This window comes from Pseudomonas sp. 18.1.10, assembly GCF_024655625.1.
In the GTDB taxonomy this organism is placed as follows: domain Bacteria; phylum Pseudomonadota; class Gammaproteobacteria; order Pseudomonadales; family Pseudomonadaceae; genus Aquipseudomonas.
On the sequence record NZ_JANLGL010000278.1, the window covers coordinates 1 to 6,039 of the forward strand.

At 61.0% G+C, this 6,039-nt stretch carries 3 protein-coding genes and 2 tRNA genes; 1 reads left to right on the forward strand and 4 read right to left on the reverse strand.

What is annotated here, in order from left to right; translation table 11 throughout:
• Positions 1-66: 66 nt before the first annotated feature.
• The 4 genes from NUV89_RS26775 to NUV89_RS26790 all read right to left on the reverse strand — a co-directional run bounded on the left by NUV89_RS26775 (position 67) and on the right by NUV89_RS26790 (position 4,622).
• Positions 67-1,353, reverse strand: coding sequence for a virulence factor family protein (locus NUV89_RS26775; RefSeq protein ID WP_257783684.1), 1,287 nt, complete (start codon positions 1,351-1,353; stop codon positions 67-69).
• Positions 1,353-3,995, reverse strand: coding sequence for a bifunctional lysylphosphatidylglycerol flippase/synthetase MprF (mprF, locus tag NUV89_RS26780; protein WP_017736759.1), 2,643 nt, complete (start codon positions 3,993-3,995; stop codon positions 1,353-1,355). The genes NUV89_RS26775 and mprF overlap by 1 nt, the downstream gene beginning before the upstream one ends.
• A gap of 279 nt (positions 3,996-4,274) precedes the next feature.
• Positions 4,275-4,351, reverse strand: a tRNA-Met gene (locus NUV89_RS26785).
• Between the two features lie 194 nt (positions 4,352-4,545).
• Positions 4,546-4,622: transfer RNA gene (locus NUV89_RS26790), tRNA-Met, on the reverse strand.
• A 279-nt stretch (positions 4,623-4,901) separates the two neighbouring features.
• Between NUV89_RS26790 and dinB the strand changes: the two genes are divergently transcribed.
• Positions 4,902-5,960 (forward strand): DNA polymerase IV, encoded by a 1,059-nt coding sequence (gene dinB / locus NUV89_RS26795; RefSeq protein WP_257783685.1) that lies wholly within the window; start codon positions 4,902-4,904, stop codon positions 5,958-5,960.
• Positions 5,961-6,039 lie beyond the last annotated feature (79 nt).

The window sequence follows — 6,039 nt, forward strand, 5'->3', positions numbered from 1 at the left end:
TGATCTACCGCTTTCGCGAGCAAGCCCGCTCCCACACAAGCCCGCTCCCACATTTTTGATCTGGAGTTACTCGGCTTTGTCCTTGGCCTGGTGCTTGACGATGATGTCCACCAAGCGCTTGGCCAGCGCCGGGTAGTTCTCATCGAAGTGATGCCCACCTGGCAGCTTCAACGCTTCACCCACCGCCGTCTTGTCGGTGCAGCCACTCTCATCGACCTCTTCCGCACCGTAGATGCACACCACCTTCTCAGGCGGCAGCTTGGCCATTTCCGGGCCGGTCGCGGCTTCTTTGCCGGCGTTGCCCAGCCAGCCTTCCACTTCGATTTCAAAGCTGCCGGTGCGGGCAAAGGCCAGCAGGATGATCGCGTCGACCCGCTGCTGTTCGTTTTCCGGCATGCGGTTGTAGATCGCGGGCAGTACGTCGGCGCCGAACGAATATCCGGTCAGGACGAAGCGCTTGGTGCCCCACTTCTGCCGGTAGTGCTGCATCAGTTCGGTAAGGTCCTTGGCGCTTTGCTCCGGGGTCTTGTGCTGCCAGTAGTAGCGCAGGGTGTCGATGCCGACCACCGGGTAGCCGATCTTGGCCATTTCGCCGGCCACGTCGCGGTCCAGGTCGCGCCAGCCGCCGTCACCGGAGAGGAACAGGGTTACGGTGTCCTTGGCTTGGCCGGCCGGTACTTCGACTACTGGGATGGCCAGGCCGCCGTTGTCCGAACCCACCAGTTGCTTGCGCAGTTCGTTGTTCAGCACTTGCGGGTAGTGAATGTCGTAGTCGCTGATGCTGGTGGTGGCGCGCGGTGTGTCGCGTACGAAACTGGCGCTTTCGTCGTCAGGGTTGTCGTTCCACGCCACCAGCCAGTTGCCATGGGCTGAGGTTTTCGGCAGCGGGTCCTTGCAGCCTTCCTGCACCAGGGCGAAACCGACGGAGATGGCATTGGCCTTGTCGTCGTTCTGAGTGGCCAGCCAGCGCCAGGCGAGGGCGGCGCCAGGGCCGATGCCGCTGACCAGGGTGGCAGGGCCCTTGAGCTGGGCCAGGGCGCCTTGCAGCGCTTGTTCCTGCAGCTTGCAGTCATCCTTTGGCAGGACCACTTGTACGATTTGTGCCTTGCCGCCCTGGCTCAGGGCGATCAGCTGGCTGTCGGTCAGGGTTTCATCCGCCATCACGGCCACGACGACGCGGGCTTTGGGGGCGCCGTTTGGCGTCACGCGGGTGATCGCCGAGCCGTCCGCCTGGGGCAGTTGCTCCAGGGTTGGCTGCGGGGCAGGGCGGTTCCAGTACCAAAAGCCACCGCCCGCGATCAACGCGAGCAGCACTACAACGACCAATACATACCGCCAGGAACGTCGAATCATCAGCGTTTCACCAATCCAGTCAAGCCGCCCGCGATCAGGGCGGCGGTATCGGCCAGTGCCACCAGCGGATCAAGTCCTGCGGGCACGGCCATGTAACGGGGTTCCCAGTCAGGCTGGAACTTGTCTTTGAAGCGGCGCAAACCTTGGAAGTTATACAGTTGCTCGCCACGGCGGAACACCATCGAACCCAGGCGTTGGGTCAGTGGCGCGCCGCGGCGTGGTTGCAGGCCCGACAACGGCACCATGCCGAGGCTGAAGCGGGCGTAGCCGTGACTCTTATAATGTTGAATCAGGCCGACCATCATGAACTCCATGGTCAGCTTGGGCGCGTCCGGGTGCGCACGCATCAGGTCGAGGCTGGCCAGGTCGTGGTTGTAGGTCTCGAGCAGGTTGGCGAAGGCCACCGGGCGCCCTTCGAAGCGAATGATCGCAATACGAAAGTGCTTGAGGTAGTCGTCGCTGAAACGGCCCAGGGAAAAGCCTTTTTCCCGCACGTTCTTGCCGGTCAGCCAGGCGTCGGAGATGACTTTGAGTTCATCCATCGGCGCCGTGCCCGGTTCATGGATCTCCAGGGATAGGCCATCCCGGGTGCCACGGTTCCAGGTGTAGCGCAGGTCCTTCATCTCTTTGCCCTTGGCTTCCAGGTCAAAGCGTTTCAGGTCGACGCGGGCTTCTTCGCCCAGCTTGATCGCGGTGAGGCCGATGTCCATGTAGTACGGCAGGTTCTCCGCCCGCACCTGGTAGAACACCGGGCGCGCATGGTGGATGTCGCACAAGTCGCGGAACTGCCAGATCATCTCGGCGCGCGGTTGGGTCGGGCCGATCGGATCGTACAAGGCTACCAGGCTGCGGCCACGACGGGCGTACATGAGGAAAGCTTCATCATTGGGGTGGAACAGCAGCGCTTTGTCACCGGTCAGCGCCAGGCCGCCGTCGGGTTGGGACGAGGCCATCAGGATCTTGCTGGCGCGCTCCAGTTCTTCCGGGGTGGGCAGGTGGATGATCGGGCGTGCGGTGCGCAGCAACCAGGTCAGCGACACGATCACCAGCAGCACGGCGGCACCCAGCAACGAGCGCAGGCCGCGCGGGGCGTTGGCGTCGAGGGTGAACTGCCACCACAGTTGGTGGCTGTAGGGCACGTCTTGATAGGCGAACAGCAGCAGCCAGATCGATGCGCCCAGCACGCAGACGCTGGCCACCAGGTACAGCGGCGAGAACGGCAGTTCGGTCAGGCGGCTGGCGCGGTAGAACGAGCGGCGGAAGATCGCCAGCAGGATCGCGGTCATGGTCATCAGACTGGCTTCTTCCCAGTCGAAGCCCTTGAGCAACGAGAGCAGGGCACCGGTCAGCAGCAACACCATGGTCAGCATCCAGGCCGCCGACAAACGTCGGCGCAAACCCTGGGCCAGTAACAGGCACAGCACGCCGATCAGGCTGGCGCCAAAGTGCGAGGCGTCAATCAGGCGGTGGGGAATCAGGAAGCCGATGTTTTCCAGGCGTGAGTCGATTTCTGGCGTGGCGCCGGAAAACAGCAGGACCACGCCGGACAAAAAAACCAGCACGGCCAACACCGGTGCCGCCAGGCCAGAGGCGACCCGCAGGCTTTGCTGGGTCTGGAACAGGCGCTGCGCTTCATTGACCAGCAGGAACACACAGGCGATCAGCAATGGCAGTACCACATAGATCATGCGGTACAGCAGCAGGGCGGCGGCCAGTGGCGCGGCACCGAGTTTGTCGGCGAAGGCGGCGAGCAGGATGGCTTCGAAGACACCCACGCCGCCCGGCACATGGCTGAGCACGCCGGCCGCCAGGGCCAGCAGGTACACCAGCAGGAACGGGCCGAAGGGTGGCGCTTCCGGCAGCAACATATAGAGGACGGTGGCGGCGGCAGCGACGTCCAATGCGGTGATGATCAGTTGCAGGAAGGTCAGGCGCCGGCCCGGCAGGCGCAGGGTGCGCCGGCCGGCTTTCACCAGCAGGTTGTCCGGGTAGGGTTGCTCGGGCAGGCGGCGGCGATAAATACCGATGCACAACACCGCCGACAACAGCAGCACCGCGCCAGCAATCCCGCCCAGCACCGCTTGCGGCAAATGCAGGTAGGTCGAAGCGGCCGGCAGGTTGCTCAGGGTCGCCAGTGCGGCCAGCGGCGGCAGGGCGGTGCCCAGGGCCAGGCTGGCAAACACGGTCATGTGGGCAACTTCCGAAGCCCCGATGCCATGCCGTGCATATAAACGGTAGCGCACCGAACCGCCGGAGAGCATCGACAGGCCAATGGCATTGCCGATGGCAAAGGCGGTGAAGCCACCGAGGGCCAGGGTCTTGGCCGGCAGGTTCACACCCGCGTAGCGCGCACCGGAAAACTCATAGCCCAACAGAATGACGAAACCGGCGACCGCTGCAGCAAACGCACCCAGCAGGGCGGGCTTGGGCACTTCCAGGATTGAGTCATGCAGGGCGTAGAGGTCCAGCTCCAGCAACAAGTGCCGGCAGGCGATCAGGGCGATTGCGAACAGCAACAAGGTGACAGCCAGGCCGATGGGCTGGCGGTATTTGCTCAACAGATCCAGCCAGCGCAAACGGGCGGGAGCGATCGGTTGTTCTGCTGTGACGGTGTCTAGTGGTTCAGACGAGTTGGCGCGCATCAATCACCTCGTGGATTGTGCGCGACAGGATGGAGGTATCCAGCCAAGTTACCAATCCCTATGGACAAAATAATTACAAATATTAACGCGGATCGCCGGGGGCGGCGACTGCGGCCATTGGTCGTAGAGGGCAGCGCTTGAGCATTGAGCATAGCTTGCAATGAGATGGACTCTACAAACCGTCTACGGTTTCATGAAAGATGCCATGCCATTGTTTCAGAAGGACTTTTTCACCGGATACAAAAAAGGCCACTCTTTCGAGTAGCCTTTTTTGATGTTTGGTTGCGGGAGCCGGATTTGAACCGACGACCTTCGGGTTATGAGCCCGACGAGCTACCAGACTGCTCCATCCCGCGTCTGTGGGCGGCATTCTACAGCCAAGCGGCGGGGTGTCAACCGTTAATAGATGTATCGGTCAAATAAGTGTGAATTAGTCGTTGAATGGCCGCTCGCGAGCGGTAAGTGCGCGATAGACAAAGATTTTTGTCCGACAATCAAAAACAGACGCGCACAAAAAAGGCCACTCTTTCGAGTAGCCTTTTTTGATGTTTGGTTGCGGGAGCCGGATTTGAACCGACGACCTTCGGGTTATGAGCCCGACGAGCTACCAGACTGCTCCATCCCGCGTCTGTGTGTCGGCATTCTACAGAGGAACGCCGGGGTGTCAACCGCTTATTCGAAGAAAAGCGCTTGTGGTTCAATCGGTTAGCGCTATAAGACACTTGTGTGAACGGCTCCGGCCCAGTCTGGCCAGGGGTTTCAGCTCTATTGGGGGGCTCGATTCGATTGAAAAAATAAATTCATCCGCGAATCTTCCTACTGTTCAAACGGAAGATTCAAACTACTGGTGCTATATACAGGGGTGGATGCGATACTGGCCATCCGTTGAATCAACCCTCTGTTTATATGACGCAGCGCAAAATCATCCACGTTGATTGTGATTGTTTCTACGCCGCCATCGAGATGCGCGACGACCCGAGCCTGGCGCAAAAGCCGCTGGCGGTGGGCGGCTCGGCTGACCGGCGCGGGGTGATCGCCACCTGCAACTACGAGGCGCGGGCGTATGGGGTGCGTTCGGCCATGTCTTCACGCCACGCCTTGAAGCTGTGCCCGGACCTGACCATCGTCAAGCCGCGCATGGATGCCTATAAGGAAGCGTCGAAGGAAATCCACACGATCTTTCGCGACTACACCGACCTGATCGAACCGCTGTCGCTGGATGAAGCCTACCTGGATGTGTCCGACTGCCCACACTTTGGTGGCAGTGCCACGCGTATTGCCCAGGATATCCGGCGCCGGGTCTCCAATCAGTTGCACATCACCGTCTCCGCTGGCGTGGCGCCGAACAAGTTCCTGGCCAAGATCGCCAGCGACTGGAAGAAACCCAACGGCCTGTTCGTGATTACCCCGGACCAGGTCGAAGACTTTGTGTCCCAATTGCCGGTGAACAAATTGCACGGTGTCGGCAAAGTTACGGCGGACAAGCTGGCGCGCCTGGGCATTGAAGACTGCCTGCAACTGCGTGAGTGGAACAAGCTGGCGCTGGTGCGCGAATTCGGCAGTTTTGGTGAGCGACTGTGGAGCCTGGCGCGTGGGATTGATGACCGAGCGGTGCACAACGACAGTCGTCGGCAGTCCATCAGTGTGGAAAACACCTACGATGTCGATCTGCCGGATCTCTCAAGCTGCCTGGCGAAACTGCCCGAGCTGATGGAAACCCTGGCCGGGCGCATGGCGCGTATCGACAGCAGCTACCGCGCGGGCAAGCCGTTCGTTAAGGTGAAGTTTCATGACTTTACCCAGACGACCCTGGAACAGGCGGGGGCAGGGCGGGACTTGGAGAGTTATCAACAGCTGCTGACGCAGGCGTTTAATCGGGGTGGGAAGCCGGTGCGGTTGTTGGGCATTGGTGTGCGGCTGCTGGATCTAAGCAGCGGCAACGAACAACTCGAGTTCTCCTGGTAGAAACCGGAAGCAAAATGTGGGAGCGGGCTTGCTCGCGAAAGCGGAGTGTCAGTCACTAAATGTGTTACTGAACCACCGC